Origin of the sequence: Chryseobacillus diguaensis (assembly GCF_049220665.1) — a bacterium.
Lineage (GTDB): Bacteria > Bacillota > Bacilli > Bacillales > Bacillaceae > Metabacillus_B.
In genome coordinates, this window is the sequence record NZ_JBMKNV010000005.1 from 161,490 (window position 1) to 175,636 (window position 14,147).

A 14,147-nucleotide genomic window follows, 5' to 3' on the forward strand; every position below is an offset into this window, starting at 1 on the left:
CAGGGGATTATACTGAAATTACAGCTTAAGCCTGTTTAAACAGGCTTTTTATTTTCAATTTTATGAATGAACACTTCATAGGCTTTTTTATTTTAAACAACAGCTTTGAACTCATGAAAGCCATTTATTAAGGAGGAAATTTAAATGATTATTGGTGTGCCTAGAGAGATTAAAAATAACGAAAACCGCGTTGCATTAGCTCCAGCAGGTGTGACACAACTGCTTGCAGCAGGACATCGTATACTTATAGAAATTGATGCAGGAGCAGGAAGCGGATTTTCTAATGAAGCTTATGAAGAAGCTGGTGCTGAAATCGTAATGGAAGCATCCAAGGTATGGGCTGATTCTGAGATGATTATGAAAGTAAAAGAACCTCTTGAATCCGAATATGTTTACTTCCGTGACGGCCTGATCCTGTTTACTTACTTGCATTTGGCTGCAGAACCTGCGCTTACAAAAGCATTAAAAGAATCCGGAGTTACTGCGATTGCATACGAAACCGTTTCACCAGGCAAGACATTACCGCTTCTTACTCCAATGAGTGAAGTTGCAGGCCGCATGTCTGCTCAAATCGGTGCTCAGTTCCTTGAAAAACCTAAAGGCGGAAAAGGCATTCTGCTTGCAGGCGTACCAGGCGTCAGCCGCGGAAAAGTAACGATCATCGGCGGCGGTGCAGTTGGAACAAATGCAGCTAAAATGGCAATCGGTCTTGGAGCAGATGTAACGATTATCGATTTAAGCGCTGACCGTCTTCGTGAATTGGATGACATTTTCGGCAACCAAATCAAAACACTTATGTCTAATCCAGTAAACATCGCAAACGCTGTTACAGATGCAGATCTTCTCATATGTGCCGTTCTGATCCCGGGAGCAAAAGCACCGACTCTTGTAACAGAAGAAATGGTGAAATCCATGAAGGAGGGTTCCGTAATCGTTGACGTAGCCATTGACCAGGGCGGAATTGTTGAAACAGTTGACCATATTACAACTCATGACAACCCTACTTACGAAAGATACGGCGTCCTTCATTATGCTGTTGCTAATATGCCGGGAGCTGTTCCAAGAACATCTACTATTGCATTAACAAACGTAACAGTTCCTTACGCGTTGCAAATTGCCAATAAAGGTGTCTACAAAGCGATCTTAGAAAATGCAGCTCTTAAATCAGGTGTAAACGTAGCTAAAGGCGAAATCACATACGAAGCTGTTGCGCGAGATCTTGGATACACTTATGCAGCCGCTGAAGCAGTACTTGAAAAAGAATTTAGCGTGAACTGATTTGAATAGTAAAAGGAGACTCTTTCCCGAGTCTCCTTTTTTCTTTAATCAAATGAAAATCTCTCTTCTTTCCATGGATCTCCATTCATATGATATCCATTTTTCTCCCAAAACCCAGGATGATTATTCGAAAGGAATTGGATCCCTCTAAGCCACTTGGCGCTTTTCCAGAAATACAAATGCGGCATAACGGCTCTTAATGGATATCCGTGTTCAGGCGTCAGCCTTTCCCCGTCATGTGTGTGTGCGAGAAGGCTTGTTTCCGCAAGAAAATCTTCAATCGATACATTGCTTGTCCAGCCCTCTTCAGCATGTAAAAGGACATATTTTGCTTCTGGCATTATGCCGATTCCTTTAACGATGTCTTTTGTCTTTACCCCGGACCAGCCATTATCAAGTCTCGACCAGCCTGTAACGCAATGGATATCATTCGTTACACTAGACTGAGGGTAATGTAATAAATCGTCAAAGGTAAGCAGCTTGGGATTTTTAACTAAACCGTATAATTGAAGGTTCCATTTAGAAAGATCCGGGTAATGCGGAACATTTCCGGCATGAAGGACTGGGAATTTTGTTGTTGCATTCTGGTTTGGAGGAATACGGCCTCCCTTGTGAGGCTCTTTTGCTTTTCCAAAATACATGATTTTCGTCCCCTTTTTATTGTTAACCTATATAAATATTAAGTTGACAATATTCTTTTCGTCTATTATTCTGAGTACAAAAGACTCTTTTTATGCTGGAGGAATACGATGAATAGCAGGTTTCGAGTTTATGATTTAGCTTTAGCGGGAATGTTTGCTGCTCTAATGGCAATAGGAGCGAATCTCACATCCTGGCTGCCATTTCTTCAAGTAGCCGGAGTTCCTCTCTCTATGGCTCCATTTTTTTGTATTTTAGCCGGTTTGCTTCTTGGAAGCCGGATGGGTGCCATCTCAATGATCGTTTATGCATTAGTCGGTGCAGCTGGTGCACCAGTTTTCGCCCAATTTTCAGGCGGTTTTAATGTTTTAATCGGTTCTACCGGCGGTTTCATTTTATCATACATAGTCGCTGCCTACCTTGCAGGGAAAATCATGGAATCCAGAAAAAATCCTTCTTTCCCGGTTTTCCTTGCAGCATCCTTTGCAGGTATAATTGCCATTTATGTTGTCGGTACCACTTATATGTATTTTGCCGTAAATTATATGTTAAATACAAAAATGAGTTATGCCGGTGCCTGGAAAATCATGACCTGGTTTATGCTTAAAGACATTGCTTTTACCATTATAGGGGCTCTAATTGCCCCGCGTATCTACTATGCTGTTCAAAAATCAACACAGCATAGGCGCAGAGCAGCCTAAAAACAGAACATTGAATGTATGAAACAGCAAGCATTTAGATGCTTGCTGTTTTTTTGTGCATATCCTATTCTATTAAATTTTATGAACGATTTTCTAACAAGTTGAAAAAAAACTGCATATTATAGTATACTAACAAGTCTATCCAGCCGATAATAAATTTGTACAGCTGGATTCAGCTGCATCTTCTGCCTTAGCGTGAGCAGATTAGCTATCATTAGAGAGAGGAGAAGGGAATAATATGAAAGTAACCTTTGGACGTTATTTCTTTTCAGAACTAGAGAGAGAAATGCATGAAAGAGAATTGCTGAAAAGAGAGCCGCAAATGGCCGACAGCATCTTGGAAATGGATGATCAGGAACTTCTAAATAGATTGAAGTATGAAGCAAAAGCTTAAGCGCCTTGTTAAGCCCCGACAAGCATAAGACGGTCAGCCGGAGGAAAGCAGGTTTTCTTTTCTTTGGATGAGCGGCTTATGACCTCAGAACGGGCTAGGCGCTGCAGCTGAATGTATCAATAGCTGAAGCGCCTATTCAGCCTTAGAAAAATAAGGGGTATTAGCAGCAGCATTAGGTTTTTTTATTCTAGAGGCAGATAACGACCTTAGATTGGATAAAAATCTTTAGTTGAAGCGCCTTTTATCAAGATTTATATGCAAAGATCCTCTTTTAATAGAGGATCTTTGTTTTTATGAGCGGATATGCCAACTTAAGAGCGCTCATCCCAATTTAAGAGCGCTTATGTAATTTTATTAGTATTTATCTCTTTATAAAGGCGAATTCCCTAACCAATGCGCCACTACCAAATCCCTTAAACACCCTTCATCAATTAAATCAATCCCATACTATATAAAGACCGCCATATCCTGGCAGCCTTTTTGCTTCATTTTACTTTTCAGCTGGCACAAACCGTTCTACAAACGTAGCAAGTGTTCTTGCCATAATTCCTGTTGCACCGGAAGGCCCGAGATTTGTTTCCTTGGAAGAAGTAGCAGTTCCGGCGATATCAAGGTGAACCCATGGTGTCTCTTCTGCAAACTCTCTCAAGAACGCTCCTGCCATGATGGCATGGCCTTCACGGCCTGGAGAATTGTTCAGATCCGCCATTTTGCTGTTTCGCACCTTTTTGATGTCTTTTTCAGTAATAGGAAGACGCCACATTGGCTCACCGCATTCTTCAGATGCTTCCAGAACTTGCTGATAAAGGCTGTCATCATTACTCATGGCTCCAGTCATTTCAGTTCCAAGTGCCACAATAACCCCGCCTGTAAGGGTAGCAATGTCAACTAAAACGTTTGCACCATGCTGCTTTGCATAAGTAATCCCATCCGCCAGCACAAGCCGTCCTTCTGCGTCTGTATTCAGAATTTCGATTGTTTTGCCGTTCATGGAAACAATGATGTCATCCGGTTTCATAGCATTGCCGCTGATCATATTATCAGTAGAAGGGATTACCGCTACAACATTCTGTTCAGGCTTTAACTCACCAATCATCTCCATAGCACCAAGAACAGCTGCAGCACCGCCCATATCCGTTTTCATCCCAACAATAGCATCTTTGGGCTTAATAGAATATCCGCCAGTATCAAAAGTGATGCCTTTTCCGACTAAGCCGATGGCATCCTCCCATTTTTCTTTTCCCTGGTATTTTAAAACGATCATTTTGGGAGGCAGCTCCGACCCTTGATTCACTGCCAGCATGCCGCCCATTCCGAGCTTTTCCATATCTTCTTTTTCAAGAACCTCGCACTCAAATCCATACTGATCAGCCAATTTAACCGAGTAATTTGCAAGCTCTGACGCAGTAAGAATATTTCCGGGCATATTAACTAGTGTACGGGCTGAATTGGTTCCCTTGCCATAAACTGCACCTACCCTTAAGGCTGCCAGTAAATCTGCACGATCTGCTTCTGAAATAACGGTGATCTGCTCAATCAGTTTTTCCGGTTCATTTGATTTATGTTTGTAATCCTGAATTTTATAAGTTGAAAGAGACAATGCTTCTCCAATTGCATGACCTATTTCAAGCACATCCGTTTCCTCAGTGATAAAAGTATCCGCTGCAATGGCTGCGCTTTGAATTTTTGAGCTAAGAATCGTTTTAAAGAGCTTTCCAAACACTTCTCTAGCTGTTTCAAAAGTAAACTCTTTTTCCTTGCCAAGACCTGCAATATAGATTCTTTTCGTACTCATTCGGCCTAGCGGATAAATTTTAGCAATGGCCCCTTTCTGAGGAGAAATATCTCCTTCCGTAACCAGATCGGAAATCTGGCCTTCCAGCTGTTCATCCAGAATAGAAAGAATACCTTTCAGATGATTGTTTTTTTGAAATAATCCGATAATAATCGTTTCTTCTGTCCAGTTTAAGATTGATTCTGCATGAAACATTTTGTATCCTCCTAAGGTTTTTCGTTATTTTCTTCAAGGTTAAGATAAAAAGAAGGCAATTGAGGCAATTCATTTACACAATCATAAGGTAACTGCTCAATATCATGTGGTATAATTGATAAGCAATTTTCAATAAAAGAATGGACCCTTTCCAGGTCTACTCCCCAAAATGCCGGGCGATATCGTTGTATGTATTTTTTTCCAGCATTCATCATCAAGCGGGCTCCGCTGACATTTCCATATTCATAATGGTAAATCGCAACCGACATTTGCAAGAGGCCTTTAAGGAAAAGATTCGACTTATCTGTCATCCATATCTCTTCTAAAAGATCATGACAAGTATAATAATCACCTTCATTAAAATGCACAAAAAACTGATAATATTCTTCAGGATAATCATTCATGAAAGAATACCCCGCTTTCATGATAATATTGTATCAGAGCATTTAACATTTTCATACGTTTACAGATTGCTGTTCGTATCGGTTTAACACTTATAAATATAAGCCTCACGGCATCTTTTTTAAAATTAGATTTATTTAAAAGGCTGTTTTCGCAGAGATTGTTGTTTGTACATGCTTTTTCACGCATTTAGACTAGCATCGGGGCATTTATTCTTAAAGTTTTTGCCATCCCAATGGTTTTGAGGACTAAATATAGGGTCATGAGCAACAAAGTTTAAGAAAAGAGCCATTTAAAAACAGCAGCTTTTAAGAAAGAGCCTAAATAAAAGTACCATTGTCATTGAAAGGACGGGTTTCATCAGAATGGAGATCCTTTTTAATTTCCCGCTTATCGCGGCCTTATTCGCTATCTTTTTTGCACAATTTGTAAAAGTGCCGATCCATTTTATTGCGATCAGGGAATTGGACTGGTCGCTTATAACAAGTACAGGAGGCATGCCAAGCTCCCATTCAGCAGCTGTTACTGCTCTGGCGACAGCCGTCGGGCTTGAGGAAGGGTTTCATTCCTCAATCTTTGCCGTTGCAGCAATCCTTGCTGTCATTACAATGTTTGATGCTACAGGAGTCAGAAGGGCTGCTGGGGAACAGGCTACAGTACTGAATAAGCTTGTGGTGGATTTCAACAGATTCGTCACAGAAGCAAAAGACTGGCCTCAGGCCCAGGAAAAAGAAAAAATAAAAAAGTTGAAGGAATTGCTTGGCCACAAGCCAATTGAAGTCTTTTTTGGCGGACTTACCGGGATCTTGATGACCCTTCTGCTTTATTATCTTTTCATGATGTAGGTGATAGAAATGAGAATTGTTTCAATCTGCCCCAGCAATACGGAATTGGCTTCCTGCCTCGGCTTGACTGGGCAGCTGGTTGGTGTTGATGACTTTTCTGACTGGCCTGAAGAAATAGCTTCCCTGCCAAAAGTGGGTCCGGATCTGTCCATTGATATGGATAAGGTGGAAGAGCTGAAACCAGATCTTATCCTCGCTTCTCTAAGTGTTCCTGGCATGGAAAAAAATATTGAAGAACTAGAAAAGCGTAACCTTCCCTATGTCGTATATAATCCGCAGTCGTTGGACGATATCGCTAATGATCTTCTTCATTTGGGGGAGATAACAGGAATACCTGAAAAAGCGGCTGAATATGTCCAGAATTATCGGAACAGGCTGTCCGCCTTCAAAGAAGCCGCATCCAATCGGAAAAAGAAGCCGCGCATCTACTTTGAATGGTGGCCAAACCCGATCTTTACCCCTGGACGTGTTAACTGGCTGACAGAGATCAGCAAGCTTGCTGGAGCCTCAAACATCTTTGAAGATGTGGATCTTGCAAGCGTGCAGACAGATTGGGAAGATGTATTAAAACGCGACCCGGACTATATCTTCCTGGCATGGGTTGGAGTTAAACAAAGCAGAATGAAAATAGAGCATGTGCTAAAGCGTGCAAATGCTGAGAAGGCAAAAGCTGTCAAAGAAAAACAGATTCATTTACTGGAGGAAGCATTGTATTGCAGGCCTTCTCCAAGACTTCTTGAAGGCTTGGAAAAATTAGCTCAGATCTTGAAATAAACAGCTGACTCTGGAATTTGGAACCAAGCAAAAAACCCGGTTTCCCGGGTCAGCTCTTTGTTTTGGATTTCATATATTTTTGACGGAATACCTGCATCGATTGGTTTTCATTAAGATGAGATAATTCCTCTTCCGATAATTCCCCTGTTCCTTTTTTTACCACATATACGTCCAGTGTTTTCTTGCCCCAATTTTTATATACATCATCTACTGTATCATAATAAAGATCCAATTCGTTTCCTTTAATAGCCTCGCCTTTATCCGCTACAACCCCGTAACCGTATCCAGGGATAAATAGGATGGTTCCAAGCGGGAATACCTTAAGATCTGCCGCAACCGTCGAATAGAGGTCACGCTTTACTTTCACACCAGAAAAAGTGATGCCATACTGAGGATTATTTGCGTACTTCCCTGTTGATTCATAGCCTGCTGTATATCCAGTGGCCGTCACTGTTTTTTTTGGATATTTGTCCCATTCGAAAGCTGTTTCAAGCGAAAGATTTTTATCGATTTTTTCTTCTGCAGCTGAAATAGATGTATGTATAGGTGATTCCTTATTCAGCACTTTAAAGGTAAAGCCAAGAAAATTATAGGCATTCTCTCCATCCCCTGAAGCCTGCCCTTCTATCCAGCTTGATAAATCCTGTGCTCTAACACCTGTTATGGCTCCAGCGGTCACCGTTAAAGCTGCTAAAAATAAAACAAACATCGAAACTCTGCGAACAAAGCTTTGGAATTTTTTCATATCTTTATCATTCTCTCCTCTCAACAAGACTATTCTTTTCCACATATGGAATAAAATATTCGCTGAAGAGAAGAAGAGGATCATTTTAAACCCTATAAAAAAGAAAAAACCCCCATCAATTTGGAAGGTTAAAACATCTGATATCCTCTTTTTCTTAATGACTTAATCGTGATTCCTGCTAATATTGCACCAAGAAGCCCGCTTGAAAGAATCATCATATCAGCCGGTGCAAGCAAAGAAACTTTATGCCCGAGAGAAACAAACGACTCTACGGGTGCTGTAAAATACCGGCTTACCTGAATCTGCTGAATGATAAAAATACAAACAACCGGATAAACAATGGCCATAACCCATGACATTCTGAGAAGCATATTCAGCAAGAAACCGATTCCAAAAAATAATACAAAAAACAAGACCATTGAGATGATTACAACCGCTATATTCATGCTTAAGCACCCCTTCATTACCCATCTTAAGTTTACTGAAAGGGTGCTAAGCTAGTCAATCTGATTTTGGAAATTTTTACGCTTTCTTTCCAGTTCCCTGACAGCAATCGCATGTCTCAGATCCTCCAAGCAATAGCTGAAAATAGCCTTTTCCGGAACAGTATGGACAAACCTTTTTTTCTGCCTTTGTCGTATTCATGAAAGTCTCCCCTTTTGTTTTTATTGACTATTAAGATAACAGGTATTCTGTCAAGAATAAAGGGAGAAAAACTCACAAATCTTCTTATGTAAGCGAGTACATTAAGCTTTTTCTCGTCCATTCTCTTATTTTCTTATTATTTTGAATATTATAAAAATAGATGATAAGCGGTATATCCAAACTGATCTCCAGGATCAAATTCTTTATACGTTCTAAAAGCTGGCTGCACTTCTTTTTGCAGAAAAGAAAGCAGCAGCAATGAAGCATCTGGATCCTTTTTCAGTGTTTCCGGGTGTATAAATGCCGCCTCAAACAGCTCCTTCTCCTGAGCCATCACTTCTGTTTGGGGGGCTTTCAGTTTAAATATGATCATGTTGTCACTGATTTTTTCTTTAATGACACCGGAGCGGATACCGATAACACCCTCCAGTTCAGCCATAACTCCCGATTCTTCTTTTATTTCTCTAACAATCGCCTGATCAATCGTTTCATTATGATTCACAAAGCCTGCAGGAAGAGACCATTTGCCTTTAAGACCTCCATATTTCTTTTTGACAACAAGCCAATTTCCTTCAGCATCAGTCACAAGTCCCGCTACTGCAATCCATACTTTTCCCCTTTTTTCTTCACTCATGTATATTCCTGCCTCCCTAATGAATCAGCTGCTTTATAATCTCAATTTAAAAGGTTATATAAAAAAGGCAAAAGCCTGAATGCTTTTGCCTTTTTCCTATTTTATCATTTAAAATTAAAAGAATTTGAATTTACCTTTTTTCAGAACCATTCCAGGACCGCCAACCATGAATAATGCACGGTTATCGATCATTTTCTTCATAAAGGATGCTTTTGTGCCGTACAATTTTTTACCGAATGCTACACCAACGGCATTGCTTTCACCAAGTGAAGCAACTGTACCTTTGATGTCCGGTTTGAATTGTTCTAGCTGTCCTTGCTGGCGGATCAATGCTGCCAGGTTTTTCGCGCAAGTTTCACCCTGCTGCATAGCAATCTGTGCAGTCGGAGGGAATGGACGGTTGATTTCTTCGTTGATGATTAAAGAGCAATCACCAATGATGAAGACTTCGTCATGACCAGGAGCGCGAAGCTCTGGAGAAACTTTTACACGGCCGCGCATATTTTCAAAGCCTGCTTCTTCTACAACGCTGTTACCGCGGACACCTGCTGCCCAAACAACAGTATCAGCTTTAATTTCTTCCATTTGCTCATCTTTTGCAACGATGATGCCTTCTTCAGTACATTCTTTAATAGCTGTACCGATTTTGAATTCTACTCCTCTTTGCTCAAGGAAGTTCACTGCGTACTCAATCAATTCCGGATCAAAGCCTGGAAGTGCTGTTGGTGCTGCTTCCACACAGATAATGCGGACATCTTTTTGGTCAATATCGTACTCGCGGCAAAGTTCTGGAACACGTTCAGCAAGTTCTCCAAGGAATTCAATACCTGTAAATCCGGCACCGCCTACAACGATAGATAAACGTTCTTTTCGTTTTACTTCTTCCGTGTTGTATGTTGCAAATTGAAGTTCGATATGCTCGCGCAATTGACGTGCTGCATTAATATTTGTGATGCCAAACGCGTATTCTTTCAAGCCTTTGATGCCGAAAGTTTCCGGGTGAGATCCGAGTGCAACAACAAGATAGTCATACTCAAGCTCGCCATCTTCAAGAATAACTTTTTTTGCTTCTTTGTTAATTGCTGTAACAGATCCTTTTACAAAGTTAACGCGTCCAGAGTTAATAACGTCTTTTACCATGTAACGGGCTTTGTCATGATGAATCGTACCAGCAGAAGCTTCATGAAGCCATGTTGTTTCATAGTGGTAATCATTTTTGTTCACAAGTGTGATTTCTGCATCGTTCACACCCAAATGCTTCTGAAGACGTGTAACTGTCATCAATCCGCCGTAACCTGCACCTAAAATAAGAACTTTTGGCTTTCTCAAATGAATCACATCCATTTAACAGATTTGTTGTAGGGTATAAAAATAGCTAATGTTATCTTCTGCCCTTTTTCAACATATTATTTCTTTTTTTGCAATAAAGATTGTGAAAACCTTCACTTACTTTTCCGCAAAAGGCCAAAATGGTAGGAAAATACTTCACATAAAATTAACAATAATGTCTATATATAATCATATTCTTTTCGACATATATTTTCAAGCTATAAATTATTCCTAATAAGAGGTAAGAAAATTCCAAAAATATTGTAGAATTCTGTATAATTGATTATGATTATATTTAACGTATTACCGCATTGCTTTAATGAGGTGCACTTTTCCATAATGTTAATACATTTTGCACACCCGAAATATGATATTATGTTATTCATTAAGAATATTTTTTGCTGGGGGGACTTTATGTGAAGGAAGATACAAAGATTTATGACATTACCATTATCGGAGGCGGGCCAGTCGGCTTATTCACAGCTTTTTACGGCGGTATGAGACAGGCTAGCGTAAAAATAATTGAAAGCTTGCCTCAGCTTGGCGGACAGCTATCTGCCCTCTATCCTGAGAAGTACATATATGATGTTGCCGGATTTCCGAAAATCCGTGCTCAGGAACTTGTCAATAATCTAAAACAGCAAATGGCTCAGTTTGAACCTGCTGTTTGTCTGGAACAGGCTGTTGAAGGTGTCGAAAAGCAGGCTGACGGAGTATTCAAGCTGACGACAAACAGTGAAATTCATTATTCTAAAACGCTGATTATTACAGCTGGAAACGGTGCGTTCCAGCCTCGTAAAATGGAACTTGAAGACGCTGCTAAATATGAGAAAAAAAATCTCCACTATTTTGTAGAAGATATGAACTACTTCTCAGGAAAACGCGTTATGCTTTGCGGTGGCGGGGACTCTGCTGTTGACTGGGCTCTCATGCTTGAACCTGTAGCTGAAAAAGTGATCCTTGTTCATCGCCGTGACAAATTCCGTGCGCATGAACATAGTGTTGAGCTTCTGAAAAATTCGAAAGTAGAAATTAAAACTCCTTATGTTCCTACTGAACTGCACGGCGAAGATCATATCGAGCAAATCGTTCTTGAAGAAGTAAAAGGTGATCACAAAGAAATCATTGATGTAGATGAACTGATTGTCAACTACGGTTTTGTATCTTCCCTTGGCCCGATCAAAAACTGGGATCTTGAAATTGAGAAAAACTCTATTCTGGTTAATAGTAAAATGGAAACTAATATCGAAGGCATTTATGCTGCAGGAGATATTTGCACATATGAAGGAAAAGTTAACCTGATTGCAAGCGGATTTGGTGAAGCTCCAACTGCTGTTAATAACGCAAAAGCTTACATGGATCCAAAAGCGCGCGTTCAGCCGCTGCACAGTACAAGCTTATTTGAAGGAAAATAAATAAGTTTAAGCCGCTCTCAACTGAGCGGCTTTTCTTTTATGGCTCTATAATATTTGTTGGGGATGATTCCTGCTTTCGTCCGCCGATAAAAATGGAAATGCCGCTGATATTTCAGCTCAGCCCGCTGATTCAGAGAAACAGCCTTTAATTAAAAGGCAGTTTTCGCAGAGATTGTTGCTATTCGTAAAAGCTGTTATCACGCATTTAGTCTTGCTTCGGGGCATCTTTTCTTCTTGCCTTATAAATGGTTTGTTGGACTAAATATAGGGTCATGAGCAACAAAGTTTAAGAAAAGAGCCAAATAAAAAAAGCCAGCCAAAAAAAGCTGACTTTCAAAAAATAGATTCGAATTCAAATTAGCACTCTTCAGGAGTACCAGCGTTAACTGCCGTTCTGAAAGATGAACCGCAGCCGCATGAAGCGATGGCATTAGGATTATCAATCGTAAATCCCCCGGACACCCTAACGGTCAGTTTGACGGTAGATAAATCCGGTCACATCAACGTTTGCGCCGCTAGTGCGACGATTGTTTTTATCGGTATGGGTTGTTATCAACGCTACTGCATAGCGATGGATTACGTTATCTCTATCATACCCAAACCGGACAAGCCATACAAGCGTTATTTTCGGATTGTGAACGTTCCATAATGCCAGCGGCCGTCCTTAATATCCGGCAGTATTCCGTTTATGTATTCGACCAGGGCCGGCGGTAGCTTATCTCCGTCGATCTCATCGATGGTAAAGCGCCAGATCCCGCCTTGCTTCCAGTCCATGATGTGTATTTCGGTATTCCCTGTTGGCGTCGATTTCGTTAGCATTATCCGATATCGCGGCTTATTCATCGCGATCACCTCACGATTATTATAACCGAAAACAAAACGTACGTTCCTATAAATTACAAATAAAAAGCACCCATATTAGGATGCTTCAGTCGTTAGTCATGTAAACGATCAGCTTTTCTTGCCATTCGTTATTTTCTAAGTAATGATTAAAACGGAAATATTCAAACTTGTACACATCTTCTTGAAAATATAAATAGTCCGTTTTTTCTACAGCCGCGATTACGCCGGCAACATCGTTTGACTCCATTTCACAAACAGTGTCCACATCGTTAAAATACTTAATCTTCATAATATCACCTCTCTTAATACTTCGACAAGTTCCATTATTTTCCTCCTCGTTCAAACAAAAAAAAAGGCGGAGCCAGCCGTAGCCAACTCCGCCAATCTTTATTAATTCAATTCGAAATCTTTCGCCGCAGCATCAATCTCCGCGTCAATCGCGTCATAATCGATCCCTGACCGCTCGACTTCCGGCTTGATAACCTCGACCTTATCCGTCAGCATGCCGTTAGCTTGCAAGATTAGCTTCGCCGCGGCCGCATTGCCGGACTTGATCGCATGGTCAGCAAGCGCGTCCATGATTTCCGGTAGCCGGTCCTGCGTGTTCCGGACGATTTCCTGCTTCAACTCCTGCTGAAATAACGGATCCTTGCGCCAGCGATAGAGCGTTTGACGAGTGACCCCGCATTCCTGGGCGATCTCCTCCTGCTTTAGTCCGCCGCGCTTAACCTGCGCCAGATACTTGACCGCAATGTGCTGTTCTGCCGTTAAAGTTGCCATTACGCTATTCCTCCTCCGATTCTATACATTTTCATCGCCAATTTATCCGCAATTTTATCGATGTCTGCCTCTTCGCGAACGATAATGTTATCCGCGAGTTTGGCTATATGAACGCTGCCACCTGCGCCAGTCTTCAAAGCGTCGTTCACCTGCCGAGTTAGCACGCGCTCCACACGATTGCATGTTAGTCATACGGTACGTCTTTATCTCGCGAACATTCGGCAAGTCTACATTATCAACCGAACGCCCGACCTTTTGCGCTATATCGATGACCGATTGGCGGCTTTCCTTTTTAAGCGCATGATAATCGGCAAGTAGTCCGAGGTATGCTTTTTTAGCTTCCGCTATTTTTTCGAGCAGCACCGGCAACTCCTGGTCATACTTTTCTAGCGCTTCGGACTTCGCCAATTCGAGGGCCTCTTTTCTTAGTACGGCCGTCTCTTCCGTAAATGCCAGGCGAGCCAGCTTTTCGTTGATCGTGGTTAGCATGCCGTCTGTCTCCGCGATTTGCAGGCGGATAGATGCTTCCTCGCTAAGTGCTTTTTCCGAAATATCCGTTACAGATGCGGCTTGATGATCAGCTAGGTTGCTGTCTAGTTCGGCTAGTTTCGATTGTAGTTCCAATTGTTTTTCGAGTAGCTGCTGGCGTGCTTCCATTTCCTGCTGATGTAATGCCTTGAATTCCGCTATTACCGTGTTTTTTGTACGTTGCTTTGCCATTTTAAAATTCCCC

At 41.2% G+C, this 14,147-nt stretch carries 18 protein-coding genes and 1 pseudogene; 6 read left to right on the forward strand and 13 right to left on the reverse strand.

All coding sequences use genetic code 11. The features are described 5' to 3' along the window. Positions 1-144: 144 nt before the first annotated feature. Entirely contained in the window at positions 145-1,278 is a 1,134-nt protein-coding gene (gene ald, locus ACOT8F_RS10340) for an alanine dehydrogenase (RefSeq protein ID WP_421651731.1), read from the forward strand. Between the two features lie 44 nt (positions 1,279-1,322). Here ald and ACOT8F_RS10345 read toward each other — a convergent pair whose 3' ends face one another. Further along, positions 1,323-1,919 (reverse strand): sulfite oxidase-like oxidoreductase, encoded by a 597-nt coding sequence (locus tag ACOT8F_RS10345; protein WP_421651732.1) that lies wholly within the window; start codon positions 1,917-1,919, stop codon positions 1,323-1,325. A gap of 108 nt (positions 1,920-2,027) precedes the next feature. On the opposite strand from ACOT8F_RS10345, the gene ACOT8F_RS10350 reads away from it, so the two are divergent. Both ACOT8F_RS10350 and ACOT8F_RS10355 read left to right on the forward strand, forming a co-directional pair. Further along, positions 2,028-2,618 carry a biotin transporter BioY gene (locus ACOT8F_RS10350; protein WP_421651733.1) on the forward strand — a complete coding sequence of 197 codons (591 nt, stop codon included), beginning with the start codon at positions 2,028-2,030 and terminating at the stop codon, positions 2,616-2,618. Between the two features lie 238 nt (positions 2,619-2,856). Continuing rightward, on the forward strand, positions 2,857-3,012 hold the full coding sequence (locus tag ACOT8F_RS10355; RefSeq protein ID WP_421651735.1) for a hypothetical protein: 156 nt from the start codon (positions 2,857-2,859) through the stop codon (positions 3,010-3,012). Positions 3,013-3,502: 490 nt separating this feature from the next. Here the strand turns inward: ACOT8F_RS10355 and ACOT8F_RS10360 are convergent, their stop codons facing one another. Then, positions 3,503-5,002: a leucyl aminopeptidase gene (locus ACOT8F_RS10360; protein WP_421651736.1), complete on the reverse strand. Its 1,500-nt coding sequence runs from the start codon at positions 5,000-5,002 to the stop codon at positions 3,503-3,505. Between the two features lie 11 nt (positions 5,003-5,013). Beyond that, positions 5,014-5,406, reverse strand: coding sequence for a DUF309 domain-containing protein (locus ACOT8F_RS10365; protein WP_421651738.1), 393 nt, complete (start codon positions 5,404-5,406; stop codon positions 5,014-5,016). A 363-nt stretch (positions 5,407-5,769) separates the two neighbouring features. Here ACOT8F_RS10365 and ACOT8F_RS10370 point away from each other — a divergent pair, with 363 nt between their 5' ends. Next, positions 5,770-6,249, forward strand: a complete 480-nt coding sequence (locus tag ACOT8F_RS10370; RefSeq protein ID WP_421651739.1) for a divergent PAP2 family protein — start codon at positions 5,770-5,772, stop codon at positions 6,247-6,249. A gap of 9 nt (positions 6,250-6,258) precedes the next feature. Beyond that, a complete protein-coding gene (locus ACOT8F_RS10375; RefSeq protein WP_421651741.1) occupies positions 6,259-7,023 on the forward strand; it encodes a cobalamin-binding protein in 765 nt (254 codons plus the stop codon). A gap of 49 nt (positions 7,024-7,072) precedes the next feature. On the opposite strand, the gene ACOT8F_RS10380 is transcribed toward ACOT8F_RS10375, so the two are convergent. The 5 genes from ACOT8F_RS10380 to ACOT8F_RS10400 all read right to left on the reverse strand — a co-directional run bounded on the left by ACOT8F_RS10380 (position 7,073) and on the right by ACOT8F_RS10400 (position 10,391). Continuing rightward, positions 7,073-7,768, reverse strand: a complete 696-nt coding sequence (locus tag ACOT8F_RS10380) for a 3D domain-containing protein (RefSeq protein WP_421651743.1) — start codon at positions 7,766-7,768, stop codon at positions 7,073-7,075. Positions 7,769-7,896: 128 nt separating this feature from the next. Continuing rightward, the gene (locus tag ACOT8F_RS10385; protein ID WP_421651744.1) at positions 7,897-8,214 is read right to left on the reverse strand and encodes a YuiB family protein; all 318 of its coding nucleotides are present in this window, start codon (positions 8,212-8,214) and stop codon (positions 7,897-7,899) included. A gap of 76 nt (positions 8,215-8,290) precedes the next feature. Beyond that, a complete protein-coding gene (locus ACOT8F_RS10390; RefSeq protein ID WP_421651746.1) occupies positions 8,291-8,413 on the reverse strand; it encodes a YuiA family protein in 123 nt (40 codons plus the stop codon). A 148-nt stretch (positions 8,414-8,561) separates the two neighbouring features. Then, positions 8,562-9,047 (reverse strand): NUDIX domain-containing protein, encoded by a 486-nt coding sequence (locus tag ACOT8F_RS10395; protein ID WP_421651747.1) that lies wholly within the window; start codon positions 9,045-9,047, stop codon positions 8,562-8,564. A gap of 114 nt (positions 9,048-9,161) precedes the next feature. Continuing rightward, positions 9,162-10,391: an NAD(P)/FAD-dependent oxidoreductase gene (locus ACOT8F_RS10400; protein ID WP_421651749.1), complete on the reverse strand. Its 1,230-nt coding sequence runs from the start codon at positions 10,389-10,391 to the stop codon at positions 9,162-9,164. 401 nt (positions 10,392-10,792) lie between these two features. Here ACOT8F_RS10400 and yumC point away from each other — a divergent pair, with 401 nt between their 5' ends. Continuing rightward, positions 10,793-11,791, forward strand: a complete 999-nt coding sequence (gene yumC, locus ACOT8F_RS10405) for a ferredoxin--NADP reductase 2 (RefSeq protein ID WP_421651750.1) — start codon at positions 10,793-10,795, stop codon at positions 11,789-11,791. A 357-nt stretch (positions 11,792-12,148) separates the two neighbouring features. On the opposite strand, the pseudogene ACOT8F_RS10410 reads toward yumC, so the two are convergent. From ACOT8F_RS10410 to ACOT8F_RS10430, 5 genes and pseudogenes are all read right to left on the reverse strand, one after another. Beyond that, a pseudogene (locus ACOT8F_RS10410) lies at positions 12,149-12,253 on the reverse strand (iron-sulfur cluster assembly accessory protein); the annotation flags it as partial. Between the two features lie 159 nt (positions 12,254-12,412). Then, entirely contained in the window at positions 12,413-12,610 is a 198-nt protein-coding gene (locus ACOT8F_RS10415) for a hypothetical protein (RefSeq protein WP_421651751.1), read from the reverse strand. 109 nt (positions 12,611-12,719) lie between these two features. Next, positions 12,720-12,923, reverse strand: a complete 204-nt coding sequence (locus ACOT8F_RS10420; RefSeq protein WP_421651752.1) for a hypothetical protein — start codon at positions 12,921-12,923, stop codon at positions 12,720-12,722. Between the two features lie 101 nt (positions 12,924-13,024). Continuing rightward, a complete protein-coding gene (locus ACOT8F_RS10425; protein ID WP_421651753.1) occupies positions 13,025-13,414 on the reverse strand; it encodes a phBC6A51 family helix-turn-helix protein in 390 nt (129 codons plus the stop codon). An 87-nt stretch (positions 13,415-13,501) separates the two neighbouring features. After that, a complete protein-coding gene (locus ACOT8F_RS10430; protein ID WP_421651754.1) occupies positions 13,502-14,134 on the reverse strand; it encodes a hypothetical protein in 633 nt (210 codons plus the stop codon). Positions 14,135-14,147 lie beyond the last annotated feature (13 nt).

Coding starts and splice junctions, on each gene's coding strand:
- ald (WP_421651731.1), top strand. CDS start 145: ATGATTATTGGTGTGCCTAGAGAGATTAAAAATAACGAAAACCGCGTT.
- ACOT8F_RS10345 (WP_421651732.1), bottom strand. CDS start 1,919: ATGTATTTTGGAAAAGCAAAAGAGCCTCACAAGGGAGGCCGTATTCCT.
- ACOT8F_RS10350 (WP_421651733.1), top strand. CDS start 2,028: ATGAATAGCAGGTTTCGAGTTTATGATTTAGCTTTAGCGGGAATGTTT.
- ACOT8F_RS10355 (WP_421651735.1), top strand. CDS start 2,857: ATGAAAGTAACCTTTGGACGTTATTTCTTTTCAGAACTAGAGAGAGAA.
- ACOT8F_RS10360 (WP_421651736.1), bottom strand. CDS start 5,002: ATGTTTCATGCAGAATCAATCTTAAACTGGACAGAAGAAACGATTATT.
- ACOT8F_RS10365 (WP_421651738.1), bottom strand. CDS start 5,406: ATGAATGATTATCCTGAAGAATATTATCAGTTTTTTGTGCATTTTAAT.
- ACOT8F_RS10370 (WP_421651739.1), top strand. CDS start 5,770: ATGGAGATCCTTTTTAATTTCCCGCTTATCGCGGCCTTATTCGCTATC.
- ACOT8F_RS10375 (WP_421651741.1), top strand. CDS start 6,259: ATGAGAATTGTTTCAATCTGCCCCAGCAATACGGAATTGGCTTCCTGC.
- ACOT8F_RS10380 (WP_421651743.1), bottom strand. CDS start 7,768: ATGAAAAAATTCCAAAGCTTTGTTCGCAGAGTTTCGATGTTTGTTTTA.
- ACOT8F_RS10385 (WP_421651744.1), bottom strand. CDS start 8,214: ATGAATATAGCGGTTGTAATCATCTCAATGGTCTTGTTTTTTGTATTA.
- ACOT8F_RS10390 (WP_421651746.1), bottom strand. CDS start 8,413: ATGAATACGACAAAGGCAGAAAAAAAGGTTTGTCCATACTGTTCCGGA.
- ACOT8F_RS10395 (WP_421651747.1), bottom strand. CDS start 9,047: ATGAGTGAAGAAAAAAGGGGAAAAGTATGGATTGCAGTAGCGGGACTT.
- ACOT8F_RS10400 (WP_421651749.1), bottom strand. CDS start 10,391: ATGGATGTGATTCATTTGAGAAAGCCAAAAGTTCTTATTTTAGGTGCA.
- ACOT8F_RS10415 (WP_421651751.1), bottom strand. CDS start 12,610: ATGCTAACGAAATCGACGCCAACAGGGAATACCGAAATACACATCATG.
- ACOT8F_RS10420 (WP_421651752.1), bottom strand. CDS start 12,923: ATGAAGATTAAGTATTTTAACGATGTGGACACTGTTTGTGAAATGGAG.
- ACOT8F_RS10425 (WP_421651753.1), bottom strand. CDS start 13,414: ATGGCAACTTTAACGGCAGAACAGCACATTGCGGTCAAGTATCTGGCG.
- ACOT8F_RS10430 (WP_421651754.1), bottom strand. CDS start 14,134: ATGGCAAAGCAACGTACAAAAAACACGGTAATAGCGGAATTCAAGGCA.